The organism is Massilia glaciei, from assembly GCF_003011895.2.
Taxonomy (GTDB): Bacteria; Pseudomonadota; Gammaproteobacteria; order Burkholderiales; family Burkholderiaceae_D; genus Telluria_A; species Telluria_A glaciei.
This window is the reverse complement of the sequence record NZ_PXWF02000253.1, coordinates 19218-39299: the sequence shown is the minus strand read 5'-3', so window position 1 is coordinate 39299 and position 20082 is coordinate 19218. Positions and strand designations below refer to the sequence as shown.

13 protein-coding genes and 1 pseudogene are annotated in these 20082 nt (G+C 69.9%); 8 read left to right on the top strand and 6 right to left on the bottom strand.

The genetic code is table 11. From position 1 onward, the window contains the following. From C7C56_RS28960 to C7C56_RS17575, 3 genes and pseudogenes are all read left to right on the top strand, one after another. A pseudogene (locus C7C56_RS28960) lies at nucleotides 1-1240 on the top strand (ribonuclease E/G); the annotation flags it as partial. 233 nt (nucleotides 1241-1473) lie between these two features. Beyond that, a complete protein-coding gene (locus C7C56_RS17580) occupies nucleotides 1474-1755 on the top strand; it encodes a hypothetical protein (protein WP_106758666.1) in 282 nt (93 codons plus the stop codon). 177 nt (nucleotides 1756-1932) lie between these two features. After that, complete coding sequence (locus C7C56_RS17575; protein WP_106758665.1) at nucleotides 1933-2286, top strand: diacylglycerol kinase; 354 nt, start codon at nucleotides 1933-1935, stop codon at nucleotides 2284-2286. 51 nt (nucleotides 2287-2337) lie between these two features. On the opposite strand, the gene C7C56_RS17570 is transcribed toward C7C56_RS17575, so the two are convergent. Next, nucleotides 2338-5193 (bottom strand): YjbH domain-containing protein, encoded by a 2856-nt coding sequence (locus C7C56_RS17570; RefSeq protein ID WP_229458838.1) that lies wholly within the window; start codon nucleotides 5191-5193, stop codon nucleotides 2338-2340. Nucleotides 5194-5482: 289 nt separating this feature from the next. Here C7C56_RS17570 and chrA point away from each other — a divergent pair, with 289 nt between their 5' ends. The 3 genes from chrA (at nucleotide 5483) to moeA (ending at nucleotide 9963) form a co-directional block, all read left to right on the top strand. Then, nucleotides 5483-6817 (top strand): chromate efflux transporter, encoded by a 1335-nt coding sequence (chrA, locus tag C7C56_RS17565; protein ID WP_106758672.1) that lies wholly within the window; start codon nucleotides 5483-5485, stop codon nucleotides 6815-6817. Continuing rightward, nucleotides 6810-7961, top strand: coding sequence for a GTP 3',8-cyclase MoaA (moaA, locus tag C7C56_RS17560; RefSeq protein ID WP_106758664.1), 1152 nt, complete (start codon nucleotides 6810-6812; stop codon nucleotides 7959-7961). Before chrA ends, moaA begins: the two co-directional genes overlap by 8 nt. A 112-nt stretch (nucleotides 7962-8073) precedes the next feature. Beyond that, nucleotides 8074-9963 carry a molybdopterin molybdotransferase MoeA gene (moeA, locus tag C7C56_RS17555; RefSeq protein ID WP_106758671.1) on the top strand — a complete coding sequence of 630 codons (1890 nt, stop codon included), beginning with the start codon at nucleotides 8074-8076 and terminating at the stop codon, nucleotides 9961-9963. 10 nt (nucleotides 9964-9973) lie between these two features. Here the strand turns inward: moeA and C7C56_RS17550 are convergent, their stop codons facing one another. The 3 genes from C7C56_RS17550 to cqsA all read right to left on the bottom strand — a co-directional run bounded on the left by C7C56_RS17550 (nucleotide 9974) and on the right by cqsA (nucleotide 13272). Further along, nucleotides 9974-11302: a DNA recombination protein RmuC gene (locus tag C7C56_RS17550; RefSeq protein WP_106758663.1), complete on the bottom strand. Its 1329-nt coding sequence runs from the start codon at nucleotides 11300-11302 to the stop codon at nucleotides 9974-9976. Nucleotides 11303-11384: 82 nt separating this feature from the next. Then, a complete protein-coding gene (locus C7C56_RS17545) occupies nucleotides 11385-11798 on the bottom strand; it encodes a group II truncated hemoglobin (protein WP_229458837.1) in 414 nt (137 codons plus the stop codon). Nucleotides 11799-12030: 232 nt separating this feature from the next. Beyond that, nucleotides 12031-13272, bottom strand: coding sequence for an alpha-hydroxyketone-type quorum-sensing autoinducer synthase (gene cqsA / locus C7C56_RS17540; RefSeq protein WP_106758661.1), 1242 nt, complete (start codon nucleotides 13270-13272; stop codon nucleotides 12031-12033). Nucleotides 13273-13473: 201 nt separating this feature from the next. Here cqsA and C7C56_RS17535 point away from each other — a divergent pair, with 201 nt between their 5' ends. Beyond that, nucleotides 13474-14793 (top strand): sensor histidine kinase, encoded by a 1320-nt coding sequence (locus tag C7C56_RS17535; RefSeq protein ID WP_106758660.1) that lies wholly within the window; start codon nucleotides 13474-13476, stop codon nucleotides 14791-14793. A 20-nt stretch (nucleotides 14794-14813) separates the two neighbouring features. Then, complete coding sequence (locus tag C7C56_RS17530) at nucleotides 14814-15818, top strand: response regulator (protein WP_106758659.1); 1005 nt, start codon at nucleotides 14814-14816, stop codon at nucleotides 15816-15818. A 209-nt stretch (nucleotides 15819-16027) separates the two neighbouring features. On the opposite strand, the gene C7C56_RS17525 is transcribed toward C7C56_RS17530, so the two are convergent. Together C7C56_RS17525 and C7C56_RS17520 are read right to left on the bottom strand one after the other, a co-directional pair. After that, nucleotides 16028-18568: an ABC transporter permease gene (locus C7C56_RS17525; protein ID WP_106758658.1), complete on the bottom strand. Its 2541-nt coding sequence runs from the start codon at nucleotides 18566-18568 to the stop codon at nucleotides 16028-16030. Further along, nucleotides 18561-19610 carry an adenosine deaminase gene (locus C7C56_RS17520; RefSeq protein ID WP_106758657.1) on the bottom strand — a complete coding sequence of 350 codons (1050 nt, stop codon included), beginning with the start codon at nucleotides 19608-19610 and terminating at the stop codon, nucleotides 18561-18563. Before C7C56_RS17520 ends, C7C56_RS17525 begins: the two co-directional genes overlap by 8 nt. Nucleotides 19611-20082: the final 472 nt, after the last annotated feature.

The following is a 20082-nucleotide window of genomic DNA, read 5'->3' as shown; positions in this document are numbered from 1 at the left end:
CGCCCGGGCGCCGCGTCCGCCGCGCCCGCCGCGCGAGGCGCGTGATCCGGCCGTCGAGGCCGTCCAACGCGCCGAGCGCGGCGAACGTCCGGAGCGCGCCGAGCGTCCGGAACGCACCGAGCGCGCGCCGCGCGCGCCGCGCGAACGGGTCGACTACCGCACCCCAGTGGCCGAGTCCAAGTCCGATGAGCTGGCCGCCGCGCCAGCCGAGGCGGCAACGTTCGAACCCGTCGTCGCCGGCCTCCAGGCCGAGCACGACGAGGTCGTGACGCTGGCCAAGGTCACCGCGATCGGCCCGAACGGCGAGGAGATCGAAGTCGAGGCGGGCGGCGACGAGCCGCGCCGCCGCCGCCGCCGCGGCGGGCGCAACCGCAACCGCCGCGACCGCGACGGCTCGGAAGGCGCCGAAGCGGGCGAACTCGACGCCGGCGAAGCCGATGGCGAGGGCGATGCCGAGGTGACGGCCGAAGCGGCCGCGCCGGTTGCGGCGACAGTGGTGGCGACGGAGGTGTTAGCGACGGAGGTTGCGGCGACGGAGGTGGCGGCAGCGCCAGTCGTGGCAACGGAGGTGGTGGCAACGGAGGTGGCGGCAACGCCGGAAGTTGTGGCAACCACGGAAGTTGCGGCAACGCCGGAAGTTGCGGCAACGCCGGAAGTCGTGGCGACGCCAGAAATCGTGGAGGCGCCGGAAGATGTGGCAATGCCGGAAGTGAAGGCGCCGGAAGTGAAGGTGCCGGAAGTCGCGGCAACGCCGGAGGTTGTGGCGGCGCCGGAAGTCGCAGCGGAACCAGTGGTGGCGGTGGCAACGGCGCCAGCCAGCCCCGCCGCCGAGCCTGCGGCGCCGATGATGGCCGCCCCGGCACCGGCAGTCGAAACGGTCGTCACGCAAGCGTCGCTGTTCACGCCGGAAGCGGCCCCGCCGGCACCGGAAGTTGCACGGCACGCCGTTACGGCGGCGCCTTCGGCACCGGCCGAGTCCGTAGTGGCGAAACCTGTCCCCGCGGAAGTTGCCGTGGCGGCCCGCGTGGCCGTGGCGCCCGCCCTGGCCACGCCGGCCGACATCAACGAACTGCTCGGCTCGGCCGGCCTGACGCTAGCCGCGACCGACCCCGAAAAGCTGCGTGCGGCCCAGGAGGCGGCGGCCAATGCGGCGCCTCCGGTGCGCGTTCCGCGCGAACGCAAGCCATTGCCGCCGCAGATCGATGAGCCGCTGATCCAGGTCGACACCTCGCGCCAATAAGCGCCGGGGCGTTTGACGCCAGCAAGGGAAGGCCCCGCGCCTTCCCTTTTTTTAGTTCTAATGAAGAAATGTTGTTTATTGACCGCGATCGCTCCGCGTGCGTGGAAAATCAATAATGCACCCGTGCTATACTTAACGAAACGCCAGTTGCTGGAACTTATTGTTATAATTCAAGCGGCTTTCAACCCGGATTCGGTTTATCTACCCAAGTTTCACCAACAAAAGGATTTCTCATGAAAAAACTTCTGCTCGCCGTTGCGGCACTCGGCCTGGTTTGCGCACAAGCGACCGCCCAAACCCCTCCTGCAAAAGACGCTCCAAGCCTGCCAGAGCAAGCCAGCGACAAGGCCAATCCTGGCAACGCCGCAACCCAGGGCAGCGGCGTGACCACCGCTTCGGGCGCTTCGGCTGGCCTGAGCGTTGCCGCGATGGTCGGCATCGGCATCGGCCTGACGGTCGTCGCAGCCGCCGCTTCGGGCGATTCGGCCTCGAACCACACCACGCCTAACCACTAATCCACCCGGATTCGTAGTTTGTCGTAATGGTTGATACCCGGAAGCGTTCGCGCTTCCGGGTCTCGTTTACCCCCCTCCCCGCGCATCGCGCGCCAGTCCCACTCCCTCCACCAGCAGGTCCCGCATGCAGGGCGGCGCAGCGCGCGGCCGCGCGCACCGGCCCCACCCGTCCCGAATATGAAAAACCAGTCTTTCAGCAAACGTCTGGGCTTCGCCATGAACGGCGTGGCCGCCGCATGGCGCGCCGAGGCCAGCTTCCGCACCCAGTGCGCGGGCGCGCTCGCCGTCGTGGTGGTGTTGTTGTGGCGCAGGCCTGAACCGGTCTGGTGGGCCCTGCTGCTGCTCAATTGCGCCCTGGTGCTCGGCGCCGAGCTATTCAACAGCGCGCTCGAGCATGCGCTCGACCGCGTGCATCCGGAACACCATCCCGCGATCGGGATCGCCAAGGATTGCGCCGCCGGCGCGGTGCTGGTGCTCAGCCTGGCCGCGGTGTGCGTGTTCATCGCCTTCGTGGTGGCGAGCTTCGGATAGGCAAACAAGGGGCGGCGCCCGCCGGCGCCCCGCCCCCGCCGGCCCGCCGCCTCAGTAAGTTTTTTGGTACGCCACGCTGACCGACTTCAGGCCCGGCACGATGCTCAGGCTCGAGCCCGGCGTTTTGCGCTGGTTGTTCCACAGCCAGCCGCCGACCGCGTAACCGATCACGCCGCCGGCGACGACGTCCGAGACCCAGTGTTGGCGGTCGGCCACCCGGCCCACCGACGCCAGGGCCGCGACCCCGTACAGCCAGGGCGCGTCGTACTCCATCGCGAACGGCGTGACGGCGGCGAACGCGACCGCGCTGTGGCCCGACGGGAAGGCCGCGTGCGCGCGCGAACGGCCGTCGCCGACCCGCTCCCAGGGGCCGCGCTCCTCGTCCGGGCGGGCGCGCCCGACCAGGTACTTGCCGCCGTACGCCAGGCCGACCGAGGCCGCCACCGATTGCATGGCGATGATGCCGGTGTTTTGCGCGCGCTCGTCGCCGAAGGCGAGCGCGGCGCCGGCGGCGCCGGCCAGCACCATCGGCATGTTCTTGCCGAACTTGCCCAGGTTGCGCATCGCGCCGTCGTCCTGGCGCGGCTTGAGGTAGCGGTCGGCCGGCTTGTCGAGCAGCGCCGAGGCCAGGATCGCGCCGGCCGCCAAGCCGGTGCCGCGCGCCCAGTCCGGCACGCCCGGCGATGCGCCGGCCGACTGCTCGATGCGCGCGTTGAAGCGCGGCCACACATTGCCGAAGGTGCGGACCGGCGGGTTGACGGCCGCCAGGTTCTGCTCGTCGGCGCGCTCGGCGAAGTTGCCCAGCCCGTCGTAGGAGGTCATGTCGCGCCGCGGGTTCTCGATCATGTCGTACAGGTCGCCCGGCGAGGCGACCATCTGGCCGACGTCGCGCGTCCACGGCGCCAGGTAGAAGCCGGCGTTGGCCTGGGTGTCGGCGGTCAGCATCGCGCGCAGCGGGATCGACATGAAGATGCCCTTGTCGTTGTACGGATCGCTCGGCGAGCCCGGCGAGGTGATATCGTTGCCGTTGGTCTTGGTGTACCAGGCGCCGAGCTCGATGCCCGAGGCGAAACGGCGCTTGAACTCGAGCCGCACGCCGCGGTCCTTGGCCAGGAACTGGCCGGCGCGGGCGGTCACGGTCATGTCGTACGGCAGCCGGTAGTGCAGCGCGCCGAGCGCGGTAACGGTGCGGTAGTCGCGCTTGTCGAACCAGCCCTTGTAGCCGCGCTGCTCGAGCGCGTCGACCGACAGGTCGGCCACCCAGCGGCTGTCCCTGGGCAGGTACATGATCTGGCCGCCGGCGCCGCGGAACATCTCCTCGTACAGGCCGGCCGAGACGCGCGTGTAGACGCGCTCGCTCAATTGCGTATATTTGTTGAGCATCAGGCGGTTCAGCTGGAACTTGTTGCCGCGCCTGTATTCGGCGATATCGCTGCGCACGTGAGGCAGCAGGCTGTTCGAGGTCTGGGTCGCGTCGCTGATGTCCTCGATCAGGTTGAGCTTGACGGCGCCGCTCAGGAACAGGCCGTCGGCGAGCTTGCGGTCGTAGGTGCCCAGGGCCGCCACCTCGTAGCGCAGCGCCCCGCCCGGATCGTTGAACAGGAAGCCGATCTTGGGCACGATCTTGAAGCGGTTCGACTCGCGGTCCTCGGAGCTGAGCTGGACGATGTTGCCATCGCGTCCCGCGTGAAAGCCGAGGCCGTTGTCGTCCTTGATCCCGGCCAGCAGGCCCTGCTCGCCATCGGCGATGCGGTCGTCAGGCCTCGCGTAGCGCACCACAACCGTTTGCAGGAACGCCTCGCGCCCGATGATGCCGTTGAAATAGTCGGCCAGCTTGCCCGTGTCCCTGATCTCGTAGGTCGCGATCGGCTGGTCGAGCTTGGTGTAGGTGATGCGCATCGACTGCACCCCGACCGGCGCGAAGGCGAGCGCGGTGCCGCTGGCGCGCCCGACCGCGCGGCCGAGGTTGGAGATGCGGCTGTTATTTAGCGTCAGATTGAGCGTGGTGCCCTCGAGCGCGACCCGGATGTTCTTGTAATTCTGCTTCGCCAGCGCCTGCACCAGCGCCGCCCCGTGCGCGGGGCTGGCCTCCCACTGCGCCAGCGTGGGCCGCGGCGCCGCGTCCTTGCGCTTGAACACCGGCGGCTCGGTCAATTGCGGAAGGAATTGGCGGGTGCCCAGCGGAACGCTGACATACATGTTGGCGCTGAAGTGGTCGCGGTGGCGCGCGACCTGCGCGCCGAGCCAGCCCCAGCGGTATTCGAGGCCGACGGCGGGGCCACCCTTGCCGCGCTCGGCCGCGCCGGTCGCCAGCGCCCGATAGTCCCTGGTGTAGTCGTTGCCGTCGTATTCGGCCACCACCGCCCAGTTCGGCATACCGGCGGGACGCCAGCGCGCGCCGGCGAACAGGCCGTCGGGCCGCTTGTTGCCGTAGCCGACGCTAAGCTCAACATTCTTCGCCGCGCCGAACGTCTTGGTCGCGACCACGTACTGGCCCTTGAACAGCTGGGTGCCGAGCACGTCGGTCGCGCCGATGGCGACCGAGGGCAGCAGGGCCGTCTCGCCCCACAGCTTGGCCTTGACGTCGAACACCTTGTCCTTGTAGCGCCCGTAGCCGCTGCCGAATTCGCCCGGGACGTCGGTGAAACCGCGGATCCCGCTGATCGAGACGAAGCGCCCCGTCACCTGCAGGTTCGGCAGGATCGTGCTCGAGAGCCACAAGGCGCCGTACGGGCTGTCATAGCTGTAGCCCATGCCGAAATAGCCGTCGTACTCGACCGAGGCGCTCGGCATGTTGACGTAGCCGGTCTGCCCGTTGTTGCTCGGCGCGGCGCCGGCGTTGGCCACGCCGAGGACCAGGCAGCCGAAGAAGGTGTATTTGACGGATTTTTCGATTACGGTTCGCAAGGCGGACAACCTATAAAAAGGCTTCGCACGGGCCGGCGCCAGGGGGCGCGCGGCGGCGGTGAAGCGGGGGATGGTGGAAATCGACCGGGAGCGGCTACGCCATAAAACGGGATGTGGCCTTGTTTCCGATCAAAACTTCGCCAATCTTAACATTTTTGCCCCTCGCAACCCCAATTTTCATTATAGAAGCGTGGCAAATGCGCCCCGGCGGCGCCTTCCCCCCACGCGCGAATGCGGCGACAATGGCGGCTCCCGGCAACCGCACCGAAACCGCACCGAAAAGCGCCCCATGACACCAGCCCCCGACATCCGCCCCGACCCGGTTCCCCTGCGCGAGGCCTTCTGGTACTGGCTCAAGCTCGGTTGCATCAGCTTCGGCGGCCCTGCCGGCCAGATCGCCCTGATGCACCAGGAGCTCGTCGAGCGGCGCCGCTGGATCTCGGAGCGGCGCTTCCTGCACGCGCTCAACTACTGCATGCTGCTGCCCGGGCCCGAGGCGACCCAGCTGGCCATCTACATCGGCTGGCTGATGCACAGAACGCGCGGCGGCATCATGGCCGGCGCGCTGTTCCTGCTGCCGTCGCTGCTGCTGCTGATCCTCCTTTCGTGGTTGTACATGGCCTACGGCAGGCTGCCCGCGGTCGCGGCGGTGCTGTACGGGATCAAGCCGGCGGTGGTCGCGATCGTGCTCGCGGCGGCCTGGCGGATCGGCAGGCGCACGCTGCGCAACGGCGCGCTGGCCGCGGTCGCGGCCGCCGCCTTCGCCGCCATCGCCGCGCTCGGGGTGCCGTTCCCGCTGGTGGTGCTCGGCGCGGCCGCGCTCGGCGTGCTCGGCGGGCGCCTGTGGCCGCACCTCTTCGCGCTCGGCGGCGCGCGCCCGGGCACCGCCGCCGGCTACGGGTCGGCGCTGATCGACGACGACACCCCGACCCCGGCCCACGCGCGCTTCTCGGCGCCGCGGCTGGCGCTGGTGGTGGCGGCCGGCGCCGCGCTCGGCCTGGGCGGCTGGCTGCTGGCGGCGCTCGCCGGCGGCGCCGACGGCACGCTGGCGGCGATGGGCTGGTTCTTCACCAAGGCCGCGTTCCTGACCTTCGGCGGCGCCTACGCGGTGCTGCCCTACCTCTACCAGGGCGCGGTCGAGCACTACCAGTGGCTGAGCGCGCCGCAGATGATCGACGGCCTGGCGCTGGGCGAGACCACCCCCGGGCCGTTGATCATGGTGGTCGCCTTCGTCGGCTTCGCGGGCGCGTGGCAGCACGCCGTGCCGGGCCTGCCGCAGTTGGCGGCGGCCGGCGCGGCCGGGGCGCTGGTGGCGACCTGGTTCACCTTCCTGCCCTCGTTCGTGTTCATCCTGGCCGGCGGCCCGCTGGTCGAGTCGACCCGCGACGACCTGCGCATGACGGCCCCGCTCACGGCGATCTCGGCGGCGGTGGTGGGCGTGGTGCTGAGCCTGGCGCTGTTCTTCGGGCGCCAGGTGTTCCTGGCCGGCGGCCAGCCCGACTGGGCCGCGCTGGGGCTGGCCGCGGCCGCCTGCGTGGCGCTGCTACGCTACCAGGTCGGCAGCATCAAACTGATCGCCGCCTGTGCCGCGGCGGGGGTCGTGCTATCGTATTGGCATGGCTGAAAAAATCATCATGCTGGCCCGCGCGCGCGGCGCGTCCGCCCCCCCGACCTGCGCGCCACTGTTCGCGCCGGCGCCGGCCGCGCACGTCCCGGCCGCGCCCGAGGCGCCCACCGGCGTGCTCGGCGACGCGCTCGGGCGCCCGCTGCACGACCTGCGCATCTCGGTCACCGACCGCTGCAATTTCCGCTGCGTGTACTGCATGCCCAAGGCCGTGTTCGACAAGGACTACGCCTACCTGCCGCACGCCGCCCTGCTCTCGTTCGAGGAGATCACCCGCATCGCGCGCATCGCCGTCGCGCACGGGGTCGGAAAACTGCGCCTGACCGGGGGCGAGCCGCTGCTGCGCAAGAACCTCGAGAAGCTGGTCGGCATGCTCGCCGCGCTGCGCACCCCGGACGGGCGCGCCCCCGACCTGACCCTGACCACCAACGGCGCGCTGCTGGCCAAAAAGGCGCAGTCGCTGCGCGACGCCGGACTGAACCGCGTCACGGTCTCGCTCGACGCGCTCGACGACGCCGTCTTCAAGCGCATGAACGACGTCGACTTCGCCGTCGCCGACGTGTTGGACGGCATCGACGCGGCCCACCGCGCCGGCCTCGGCCCGATCAAGGTCAACATGGTCGTCAAGGGCGGCAGCAACGACGGCCAGATCTTGCCGATGGCGCGCCACTTCAAGGGCGGCCCGTATATATTGCGCTTCATCGAATACATGGACGTGGGCGCCTCGAACGGCTGGAACATGGCCCAGGTGGTGCCCTCGATCGAGGTGGCGCGCCGCATCGGCGCCGAACTGGCGCTCGAGCCGGTCGCGGCCAACTACAGCGGCGAGACCGCCGCGCGCTGGCGCTACACCGACGGCGGCGGCGAGATCGGCCTGATCTCGAGCGTGACGCAGGCGTTCTGCCGCCACTGCACGCGCGCGCGCCTGTCGACCGAGGGCAAACTGTACACCTGCCTGTTCGCCACCGGCGGCCACGACCTGCGCGCGCTGCTGCGCGCGGGCCGCAGCGACGCCGAGATCTCGGGCGCGATCGCGCACCTGTGGCGCGCGCGCGCCGACCGCTACTCCGAAACCCGCGGCCTCGGCCCGGGCGGCCCCGGACGGGGCGCCGACAAGGTCGAGATGTCCTATATCGGCGGCTAGACGCATGTCCTCTATCTTGCCTGCCACCGACCCAGCCACCACGCCCGCCAACATGCCCGCCAACATGCCGGCCAAACGCCAGGCGCCAAACCACTTTCAGAGAACCGACGACATGAACGACAACATCAGCGGGCTCATTCTCGCGGGCGGACGCGGCACGCGCATGGGCAACGTCGAGAAGGGCCTGCAGCCGTTCCGCGGCGCCACCATGGTCGAGCATGTGCTGCGCCGGCTCGCGCCCCAAGTCGGGCCGATCGCGATCAACGCCAACCAGAACCTGGCGCGCTATGGCGAACTCGGCGCCGGCTTCGGCGCGCTCGTGCTGCCCGACGAGACGCTCGGCTTCGCCGGTCCGCTGGCCGGGCTCGAGGCGGGCTTGCGCTATTGCGCGACCGAGTTGATGCTCACGGCGCCGTGCGATTCGCCGTTCCTGCCGCCGGACCTGGCGGCGCGCCTGCTGGCGGCGCTGCGCGCGCAGGACGCCGACCTCGCGTTCGCCGCGACCGAGGAGCCGGGCATGCGGCGCCAGCCGCACCCGGTGTTCTGCCTCGTCAAAAAGTCGGCGCTGGCGCAACTGTCGGCCTATCTGGCCGGCGGCGGGCGCAGGATGGACGGCTGGCACGCCGGGCTCAAGGCGGCCGAGGTGGTGTTCGACGACGGCGCCGCCTTCCGCAACATCAACACCCTGGGCGAGCTGCAAAGCCTCGACGAGGCGAGCGCGCCCAGCCTTGCGCAGCTGGCCGCGCGCGTGGCCGGCTACGACCCCGAGGCGCTGCCCGTGCGGCACGCCCAGCGGATCATCGGCGAGTACGTCACGCCGGTCGGCGCGGTCGAGCGGGTCGCGCTGCGCGCCGCCCTGGGCCGGGTGCTGGCCGACGACATCGTCTCGCCGATCAGCGTGCCGGCGCACGACAATTCGGCCATGGACGGCTACGCGCTGCGCGACGCCGACCTGGCCGGCGGGGATGCCGTCACGCTGGCCGTGGCCGGCACCGTGTTCGCGGGCCGCCCCTCGGGCGTCGCGGTCGGACCCGGCCAGTGCGCGCGCATCATGACCGGCGCCGTGATGCCGCCAGGGTGCGACAGCGTTATCGCGCAGGAGCACGTGGCGCACGCCACCGAGCACGCCATCACGATCGCGCCCGGCGCGCTGCGCCCCGGCGACAACCGCCGCCTCGCCGGCGAGGACCTGATGGCCGGCGCCGCGGCGCTGGCGCGCGGGCGCATCCTGCGCCCGGCCGACCTCGGCCTGCTCGCCTCGCTCGGCATCGCCGAGGTGCCGGTGCGGCGGCGCCTGCGGGTCGCGTTTTTTTCGACCGGCGACGAGCTGCGCTCGATCGGCGAGCCGCTCGACGCCGGCTGCGTCTACGACAGCAACCGCTACACCCTGTACGGCATGCTCGAGCGGCTCGGCTGCGACCTCATCGACATGGGGATCGTCAAGGACGATCCGGCGGCGCTCGAGGCGGCGCTGCGCAGCGCCTGCGAGAACGCCGACGCGGTCGTCACCTCGGGCGGGGTGTCGGTCGGCGCGGCCGACTACACGCGCCAAATCATGGCCAAGCTCGGCGAGGTCACATTCTGGAAGATCGGCATGCGGCCCGGCCGCCCGCTCGCGTTCGGGCGCATCGCCTCGGGGGGGCGAAGCGCGTTCCTGTTCGGCCTGCCCGGCAATCCGGTCGCGGTCATGGTGTCGTTCTATTTCTTCGCGCGCGCGGCGCTGCTGCGCATGATGGGGGCGGAGGCGGCGCCGCCGCCGCCGCTGCTCAAGGTGCGCGCGCAGGCGCCGATCCGCAAGCGGCCCGGGCGCACCGAATACCAGCGCGGCATCGTCACGCTCGGCGACGACGGCGTGCAGCAGGTGCGCACCACGGGCGCGCAGGGCTCGGGCATCCTGCGCTCGATGACCGAGGCCAACTGCATGGTGGTGCTGCACGACGAACAGGGCGATGTGGCCGCCGGCGAGCTGGTCGACGTGATGCTGTTCGAGGGCCTGGTCTAAGAAGCTCCCGCTACTCCGTATCGGGCTCGGCGCCGTCGACCTCGGGACCGAGCATCAGTTGGGCCGCCTCGCCCGGCAGCGCCTCGACCGACTTGAGCTTGCGCGCCATCTGGCGGCTGCGCACCTCGGCGCTTTCGATGTTCTTGGCGGCCTGCTCGAGCGTGGCGCGGGTCTTCGACAGCACCGCGCCGAATTTGCCGAACTCGGTCTTGACCGCGCCGAGCACCTGCCACACCTCGGACGAGCGCTTCTCGAGCGCGAGCGTGCGGAACCCCATCTGCAGGCTGCTCAGGATCGCCGACAGCGTCGACGGCCCGGCGATGCTGACCCGCAGTTCGCGCTGCAGGTCGTCGGCCAGCCCGGGGCGGCGCATCACCTCGGCGTACAAACCCTCCGTCGGAAGGAACAGGATCGCGAAATCGGTGGTCTGCGGCGGCGACACGTATTTTTCGCAGATGGTCTTCGCCTCGAGCCGCACCGCACGCTCGAGCTCGCGCCCGGCCAGGGCCACGCCGTCGGCGTCGGCGCGGTCGGCCGCGTCGAGCAGCCGCTCGTACTGCTCCTTCGGGAATTTGGCGTCCACGGGCAGCCACAGCGGCGCGCCGCCGTCGACGCTGCCGGGCAGCTTGATCGCGAACTCGACCCGCGCGCCGCTGCCGGCGACGGTCTCGACGTTCTTGCCGTACTGCTCGGCCGTCAGCACCTGCTCGAGCAGCAGGCCGAGCTGCACCTCGCCCCAGGTGCCGCGCGTCTTGACGTTGGTGAGCACCCGCTTCAGGTCGCCCACGCCGATCGCCAGCTGCTGCATCTCGCCGAGGCCCTGGTGCACCCGCTCGAGCCGCTCCGAGACCTGGCGGAACGATTCGCTCAGGCGCGTCTCGAGCGTGGCGTGCAGCTTTTCGTCGACCGTCTTGCGCATCTCCTCGAGCCGGGCAGCGTTGTCGGCCTGCAGGTGGCCGATCCTGGTCTCGAGCGTGGCGCGCACCTCGAGCAGGCGCTGCGCGTTCGACTCGGTCAGCGCCGCGAGCGTCTGGTTTAGGGTGTCGGCGAAGCGCTTGAGCGCGAGCGACTGCTCCTCGCGCCCGCTGCCGGCCTGTAGGTGCAGCTGCTGGCGCATGGCGTCGAGCTGCTGCACCGCCGCCGCGTGGTACTGGGCCTGGCTGGCGGCGAGCTCCTGGCGCGTGGCCTGCGCGCTCGACTGCAGGTCGAGCCGCAGCGCCTGCTCGAGCCGCTCGAGGCGCGCCTCGCTGGCGCCGCGCGCGCGCAGCAGCAGCGCCAGCTGCAGGCAGATCAACACGGCGGCGGCGGCGGCCATCGCAAACAGTACGGTATCGCTCATCGGACGAATCCCAATCGTGGTCTCAATCGCATTCTCAATCGTGTTATCAATCGTGTTATCAATCGTGTTCTCAATCGTGTCCTCAACCGGGCGTGTTGCGCATCCAGTCGGCGGTCTGGAAGAACGATTCCATCAGGCGCAGGCGCAGCGGCTCGTCGATGCCGAGGTCCTGCATCGCCCACGCCATCGCGCGCAGCCACTGGTCGCGCTCGTTTGTGCCGATCGCGAACGGCAGGTGGCGCGCGCGCAGGCGCGGGTGGCCGAAGGCCTGGACGAACAGGTCGGGCCCGCCCATCCAGCCGCTTAAAAACATAAACAGCTTGTCGCGCGAGCCGTCGTTCGGGCGCGGATGCATGGCGTGGATGCCGGCGAATTCGGGTTCGAGCGCCATCAGGTCGTAGAAGCGGTCGACCAGCGCGCGCAGGCCGTCCGCGCCGCCGATGAGCGTGTAGGTGGTGTCGGTTTCTTTCATGCGCGCCATGATAACAGCGCGCATGATTGCGCGCACCCCGCCGGAGCCCGGGGGATGCCCCCGCAACTGCGTCTGGCGTTCGTGCTCGTTCGTTGTCGCGTTTTGCCTCGTTTTGACGCCTCCTTTCCCTGTTTCTTGCAGCCCATGGCGGGCGCGCGCGAATGCGACAAAACGCGCACGAACGAGACGCCAAACGAGCACGAATGCCAGAGGGGTTTGGGCCGGGGCGCCGCCCGCCGCCTCCCCGGTTGCCCGATCACACCAGCGTCAGGCGGCGCTGGCGCCTGGTCGACGACCATCCCTCGAGGTCAACCTCGCGCCGCATGTCGGCGCAGGCGTCGAGCAGCTTGTCGATCTCGTGCCCGCCGAGCCCGGAATTGAGCGTCAACCGCACCAGCGAGCGGTTCTTGGCCGTGGCCGGCGCGCAGAACACGGCACCATAGATGCCGCGCGCCTCGAGCGCCTTGCGCAGCACCAGCGTCTTCGGCTCGGGCCCGGCCTCGAGCGCGATGATCTGCTCGCTGCCGTCGCTGACGTTGTAACCGAGCTCGGCCAAGCCGGCGCGCACCCGTTTGGCGTTGCGGTGCAGCGCCGCGCGGCGCGCGTCGGCCCCCTGTATGAAGTCGAGCGCGGCGTCGAACCAGGCCAGTTCGTGGGTCAGCAGGCAGGAGCTGAAGATGGCCGGCCGCGACGACGACAGGAAATAGCCCTTGAACTTGCTCGAACACGTCAGGAACCCGGCGCGCCCGGCGAACGCCTTGGCCAGCGAGGCGGTGCGGAAATGGACCCGGTCCTCGAGCCCGAGCGCGACCACGATGCCGGCCCCGCCCGGACCGTGGGTGCCGAGCGAATGGGACTCGTCGACGATCAGGATCGAGCCGCTGCGCTCGGCGATCTCGACCACCTCGAGCAGCGGCGCGACGCTGCCGTTGGTGCTGTACAGGGCGTCGATCACGATCACCCCGCGCCCGTGTTTTTCGACCTGGCGGCGCAGGTGTTCGGCGTCGTTGTGCAGGAACGGCACCGCCAACGCCTGGGCCGACTGCACCCCCTCCCACAGCGAGGCGTGCGCCATCATGTCGAGGTAGACCGGCACGCCGGGCTCGGCGATGCTTTGCAGCAGGCCCACGTTGGCGGCCCAGCCCGACTGCGCGAGCACCCCGTCCTCGGCCCCCATGAAGGCGGCCAGGCGCGCCTCGAGCCGGTGCTGGGCGCTGCCCTCCTGCAGGAACACCGACGACATGAACAGCTCGCCCTCGCTCGCGAGCAGGCAGCGCGCCTGCGCGCCGATCAGGGCGCGCTCGCCCGCGATGCACAGGTAGTCGTTACCGGCGAGCATCACGGCGCCGGCGCCGACGGGGCGCCACACGTGCATGTGCTCGCCGCCGAGGAGTTGTTCGACGCGCGTGACGTAATGCTCGTCCATGCGGCGCGTGACGAAGGCCGGCATGCATTGTTCGGCGCGTGGAAAGAGGGATTGTTGGGCGGCGTGGGACATTGATTTCTCCTAAGAAAAATACTTATTTTGTCCTTATGAATAATTGTCATTACATTAACCATCTGCAAGCTTGATCTATGTCAAGTTGCCCTACGCACACTTGCGACAAGATGGGCGGCAGTGTTGATAAATGTCATTGCGAAAAGTCAAAAACAAAGCGGCCCGCGCAGCGCGGCCGCAATCGGGGCGGGATGGACGAACATGGGGCAAGCGGGGTTCAGCGCGCGATGGAGGGCGCGCCAGCACGGTGTGCTGCAGTGGTTGCTCAACCACGAACGCAGCCACGACCATGTGACGAGCCGCTTCATCCTGCTCGGCTGGGTCTGCTGCATCGGCCAGCCGCTGTATTACATCATCTGGACCTTCTGGTTCCCCCAGCCGTTCGAGAGCCTGGCCCTGCGCGTGCTCGGGGTGCTTGCCTGCGTGCCGATCATGTGCCTGCCGGCGCTGGCCAAACGGGGCTGGCTCAACGGGCGCACCCTGGCCATCTACCAGTTCGCCGCCGTCACCTACGTGCTGCCGTTCATGTTCACCTTCATGTACCTGATGAACGCCGGCTCGGCCGTGTGGAGCCAGTCGCTGCTGGTGGCGCTGATGGTGTTGTTCCAGTTCCATGGCAAGTGGGCGCTGGCGTCCTACCTGGCCGGCAGCGCCCTCGCCTGCGCCGCGTTCGCGCTGGCGGGCGATCCGGCCTTCCTGCTGAGCCCGACGGTGCTCGAACAACTGCCGATCTACGCCTTCACGCTGGCGGTGGTCTCGATCGCCAAGGTCGGGCGCCGCGTGCTGGCCCAGGAGAAACTGGCGGGCATGGCGCAGGGGCTCGCGAGCGTCTCGCACGAGCTGCGCACGCCCCTGGTCAGCGTCGACGCCAACGTGCGCGGCATCACGCGCCGGCTCGAGCGCGCGCGCGCGCCCTCTCCGGCCGACCTGCAGGCGATGGCCGAGGCGATGGCGCGCATCCAGTTCGAGGTGCGCCACATGAACCACATGGTCGACCTGTTCCTGCTCTCGGCGAGCGCCGTCAACCAGCAGCTCCGGGCCACCGAGCACGTCTCGATGGGCGCGGTGGTCGACGCCGTGATCCGGCGCTATCCGTTCGCGGCCCAGTCCCAGCGCGACGCCGTCACGGTCGACATCCGCAGCGACTTCACCTTCGCCGGCAGGCACGAGCTGTCGGTGGTGATCCTGCTCAACCTGCTGCGCAACGCGCTCAAGGCGCTGCACCGGGCCGGCAAGGGCCGCATCCGGATCGTGGTCGAGGGCGCGCGCGCCACCCCGCGCCTGCTGTTCATCGACACCGGCTGCGGCATCGCGCCGCTGCACCTGCCTTTGATCTTCAAGCGCTTCTATTCGTACCCGCCGAGCACCGGGTCGGGCATCGGCCTGGCCCTGTGCAAAGAGATCATCGACGCCTGGCAGGCGAGCATCCGCTGCGTCTCGCGCGAGCTGGCCTACACCATCTTCGTGCTCGAATTCCCGGGCACGCCCCTGCCCGCCACCGCCGTCACGCGCGGATCCTAAACCACGACCCCGGGCCCACCATGCCACTGCCGATCTACCACCATCCCAGCCTGACCGTCCTGATCGACGACAGCGACAGCTTCCTGCGCAGCGTCTCGTTCCAGCTCGACCCGTCGCTGGCGAGCAAATGCTTCCACGACACGCGCGCCGCGCTTGAATGGCTGTGCCGCAACAGCGGGCCGGCGCTGCGGCCGGAGCCGGCGCTGTCGGCCAGCTTCGACGCCTATCCGCGCTCGTTGCCGCAGTGCGGGGTGGCGTTCGACCTCGAGCAGATCCACCGGATCAGCTTCCGGCCGGGGCGCTTCATGACGCCGTCGGTGCTCGTGGTCGACTATTCGATGCCGCAGATGAACGGGGTGCAGCTGTGCGAGGCGCTCGCGCACCTGCCGTGCAAGAAGATCCTGTTCACCGGCGCGGCCGACGAGAAGGTCGCGGTCGACGCCTTCAATCGCGGCCTGATCGACCGCTACATCAAGAAGAGCGACGACGACGCGCTGGAGAGGCTCGAGGCCGAGATCGTGGCCCTGCAAAGGCAGTATTTCACCGAGCAGTCCGACACGCTGCGCGACCTGCTGGCGCTGCACGACTACAACTTCGTGAGCGACCCGGCGGTCGCGGCGCTGGCCGCGCAGCTCGGCGAGCGCTTCGGCATCGTCGAGCACTACCTGTACCCGAACCCGGGCGGGCTGTTGATGTACGACGCCGAGGGGCGCGCGCGCCTGCTGGTGCTCGAGACCGAGGAGGGCATGCATTCGCATTTGGAGATGGCGCGCGACAACGACGCCCCGCCCTCGCTGCTGGCCGCGCTCGAGGAGCGCTGCATCCTGCCGTGGTTCCGCGAGGGCGACGGCATGTACTCGAACGACTTCGGCGGCGCCTGGCACAAGTTCTGCGAGCCGGCCCAGCTCTGCCAGGGGCGCCAGACCTACTACTGGGCGGTGTTCGAGCTGGCCCCGGGCGACCTGCCCGAGCGCGCCGTCGGGTTCGCGCAATTCCTGCGCGAACACCAGGCCGAAACCGTCTAGCGAGGAAGGAAGGAAGGAAGGAAGGAAGGAAGGAAGAAGAAAAACAGGAAGAGGAAGAAGATCCGTCCGGCAGGCTTAGTTCGCACACCGGCAGCGCGAGCGAAACCGGGGTCAGAGTTTTTTTTCGCGGGTTCATGCGAAAATTAGGCTCGCCGCCCGCCTCACCCCGCTTTCGCGGGCCGAAGTCAGCGACTCCTCCGCTAAGCGACCTACGCCTCCCGCAGCGTCTGCAGCGGCGGCTGGCTGAGCACCTTGCGCAGCCCCAGCCAACCCCCGGCGAGCGCGCACACGACCCCGACCGCCATGCCGGCGAGCCACACGGCCGGGCTGAAGGTCCAAGGGAACTTGAACTGGTAGGTGGCCAGCACCCAGCCGAGCGCGGCCGCGCCGGAGGCGGCGAGCAGGCCCGAGAGCGAGCCGACCAGCGCGAACTCGATCCACTGCGCCTGCGACAGCTGGCGCCGGGTGGCCCCGAGCGCGCGCAGCAGGCCGGCCTCGCGGGTGCGCTCGTCCTGCGAGCCCATGAGCGCCGCGTACAGCACCAGCAGGCCCGAGGCGAGCGTGAACAGGAACAGGAACTCGACCGCCGTGACCACCTGGTCGAGCACGTCCTGGAGCTGCTTGATGATGCCGCTGACGTCGATCAGGGTCAGGTTCGGGTAGGCGCGCGTGAGCGAATTGGTCAGCTCGGGCCCCTGCCCCGGCGGCATCTTGAACGCCGTCATGAAGGTCTGCGGGGTGGCCGCCATCGCGCGCGGGTTGATGATGACGAAGAAATTGGCGCGCATCGAGCCCCACTCGAGCTTGCGCAGGCTGGTCACCCGGGCCTCGACCGTCTGGCCGGCGATGTCGAAGCGCATGGTGTCGCCCAGCCCCAGCCCGAGCGTCTTGGCGATGCCCTGTTCGACCGAGGCCTCGACCGTGCCGGGGGCGTCGTCGAACCACTTGCCGGCGACGATCTCGTTACTCTCGGGCATTTCCAACATGGTCGAGAGGTTGAATTCGCGGTCGGCCAGGCGCTTGGCCCGCTCGTCCTTGTAGGTGGCGGCCGTGATGGCGCCGCCGTTGACGGCGGTCAGGCGCCCGCGGATCATCGGGTACAGCACCAAGTCCCGCACCCCGGCCTGGCCGAGCCGCGCGGCGAAGCCGGCGCTCTGGTCGGGCATCAGGTTGATCACGAAGCGGTCGGGCGCGTCGGGCGGGGTGGCGTTGCGCCAGGCGGCCATCAGGTCGCCGCGCACCACCGTCAGCAGCAGCAGCGCCATCAGGCCGAGCGCGAGCGAGACCACCTGCACCACGGTCGCGCCGGGGCGCCGCTGCAGCGACGTCAGCGCGAAGCGCCAGCCCTGGTGGTCGATCGCGCCGCGCAGCCGGCGCAGCAGCGCCAGCGCGCCGAAGCCGGCCAGCGCGAACAGCGCGAAGCCGCCCAGGAAGCCGGCGGCGGTCGCCAGCGCCAGTTTGGCGTCGCCCGCCTGCCACAGCAGCAGGCCGACGAACACGCACAGGCCGAGACCGTAGGTGGCCAGCGCGGCCGGCTTGGGCGCGGCCTGCTCGCGCCGGATCACGCGGTTGTGCGGCACGTTGCGCAGCTGCAAAATCGGCGGCAGCGCGAACCCGACCAGCAGCAGCATGCCGGTGACCACGCCGTGCAGCGCCGGCATGGCTGTGATCGGCGGCAGCTCGGTCGTGACCAGCTTGCCGAGCAGCTCGAGCAGCACGTAGTGGCCGGCGAAGCCGAGCGCGACCCCGGCCAGGCTGCCGGCCAGGCCGACGAGCATGAATTCGGTCAGGTACAGCATGGTGACCTGGTTCTGGGTCAGCCCGAGGCAGCGCAGCATGGCGCAGGCGTCGAGGTGGCGCAGCATGAAGCGGCGCGCCGCCATCGCCACCGCGACCGCCGCCAGCATCGCCGAGAGCAGGCCGACCAGCGACAGGAAGCGGTCGGCGCGCTCAAGCGTGGCGCTCATCTCGGGGCGCCCGCTGGCGAGCGACTCGATGCGCACGCCCTTGACGCCGGCGCCGGCGATCTGCGCGGCCAGCCAGCGCTGGTAGCCGGCCACCGCCTCGAGGTCGGCGGCGCCGGCGCCGGGCGCGGCCACCTGCAGCCGGTGGGTCACGCGCGCGCCGTCCTGCGACAGGCCGGTCGCGGCCAGGTCGCGCGTCGAGAGCATCACGCGCGGCGCGAAGTTGACGAACGAGGCGCCGCGGTCGGGCTCGGCCACGATCAGGCGGGCGATCGTGAAGCGCTTGTCGCCGAGCACGATGGTGGCGCCGACGCCCGTCTTGAGCGTGGTCAGCAGATTGGGGTCGACCCACACCGTGCCCGGCGCCGGGGTGTCGTCGGTGGCCGCGCCGAAGCCGGCCGCGGCCTGGCGCGCGTCGGTGCCGGTCTTGAGCCGGCCGCGCAGCGGGTAGAGCTCGGAGACCGCCTTGACCGAGGCCAGCGTGGCCTGCGACTGCTCGCCCTCGCCCGCCTGCGCCATGCTGGGGAAGGTGACGGTGTCGGCCAGCAGCAGCCCGCGCCTGGCGGCCTCGGCGCGCCAGGCCGGATCGACCGGATCGTCGGCGCTGACCAGCAGGTCGGCCCCGAGCAACTGGTGGGCGTCGCGCTCGAGGCCGGCGCGCATGCGGTCGATGAAGAACCCGACCGCCGACAGCGAGGCGACCGCGATGACCAGGGCGATGAGCAGGAAGCGCAGTTCGCCGGCGCGCCAGTCGCGCGCGCTCATGCGCAGGGATTGTTTAAACATGGGTTCGGTCCGCGGTGGGGGTGTGGCTCGCTTTGGAGAAGAAGGCGTCGACCTCCTCGAGGTGGGCGCGCTTGGCGGCGGCGCCCAGGAAGGCGGCGCCAAAGCTGTTGCGCGCGAGCGCCTCGGCGTGCGCGAGCGTGAGCGGCAGGGCCGCGAAGGCGGCCTCGAAGTTGTCGTTGAGATAGCCGCCGAAGTAGGCCGGGTCGTCCGAGTTGATGGTCACGCGCAGGCCCGCGGCGAGCAGCGCCGGCAGGTTGTGCGCGGCCATGTCGGGGAACACCCGCAGCTTGACATTCGACAGCGGGCACACCGTCAGCGCGATCCGCTCGCGCGCCAGCCGCTCGGTCAGGCGCGGGTCCTCGAGGCAGCGCACGCCATGGTCGATGCGTTCGACCTCGAGCAGGTCGAGCGCGGTCTCGATGTAGGCCGGCGGGCCCTCCTCGCCCGCGTGCGCGACCAGGTGGAAGCCGAGCTCCTTGCAGCGCCGGAACACGCGCATGAATTTCTCGGGCGGGTGGCCGCGCTCGGACGAGTCGAGCCCGACCCCGATGATCTTGTCCCGGAACGGCAGCGCCTCCTCGAGCGTGGCGATGGCCTCCTCCTCGGACAGGTGGCGCAGGAAGCACATGATCAGGCTGGCGCTGATGGGGCCGTCCTGGCAGGCGCGGAAGATGCCGCCGACCACCGCGGCCATCGGGACCCCGCGCGCGGTGTGGGTCTGCGGGTCGAAGAAGATCTCGGCGTGGCGCACGTTGTCGGCGTGCGCGCGGCGCAGGTAGGCCATCGTCATGTCGTAGAAGTCGCGCTCCTCGCGCAGCACGCTCGCGCCGGCGTAATAAATGTCGAGGAACGATTGCAGGTCGGCGAAATCGTACGCTTGGCGCAACTGCGCGACCGATTCGTACGGCAGGGAAACGCCGTTCCTTTGCGCCAGCGCAAAGATCAGCTCGGGCTCGAGCGAGCCTTCGATATGGATGTGCAATTCGGCCTTGGGCATCTGTTGCACGATCGTGCGCAGGGCGTCGAAGCGGTCGTTCGGCATGTTTTATCTCCGGCGAAATGGCGGTGCTTGGGATGGGGCCGCGCGTCGGCGCGCCGCCCCGCCCATGAGTGTAGCGCAAGCGGGCCGCGCCCGAGCGGCGGCGCCGGCTTTTCCGCCCGCACAGGGCGCGCGCCGGTCGTTTTTGCCGCGCGCACGGGGCGCACCGCGCGTTCGCGTGCGCTTTTGCGTGCGCGCGTGCGCTTTTGCGTGCGCTTTTGCGTGCCCCTTGGACTGCCCGTTTGCGTGCGCCACCGCTTGGCCAGTTCGTGCACTATCCTGTCTTCCATTTTTTAATTCGGGGCACCGGTTTGACGGGGTCGGCACGCGGGCGCCGGAGCGCGCGCGCGGCGCGCCGCAATCGGTGAAAATAGGCGCGTGGGTGCGTCGAAGCGGGCCCCGCCCAAGACGCCGGAATTGTCGTTTTATACTTTTAAATCAGACACTTAGGCAAGTTACAAACGCTTACGCACCA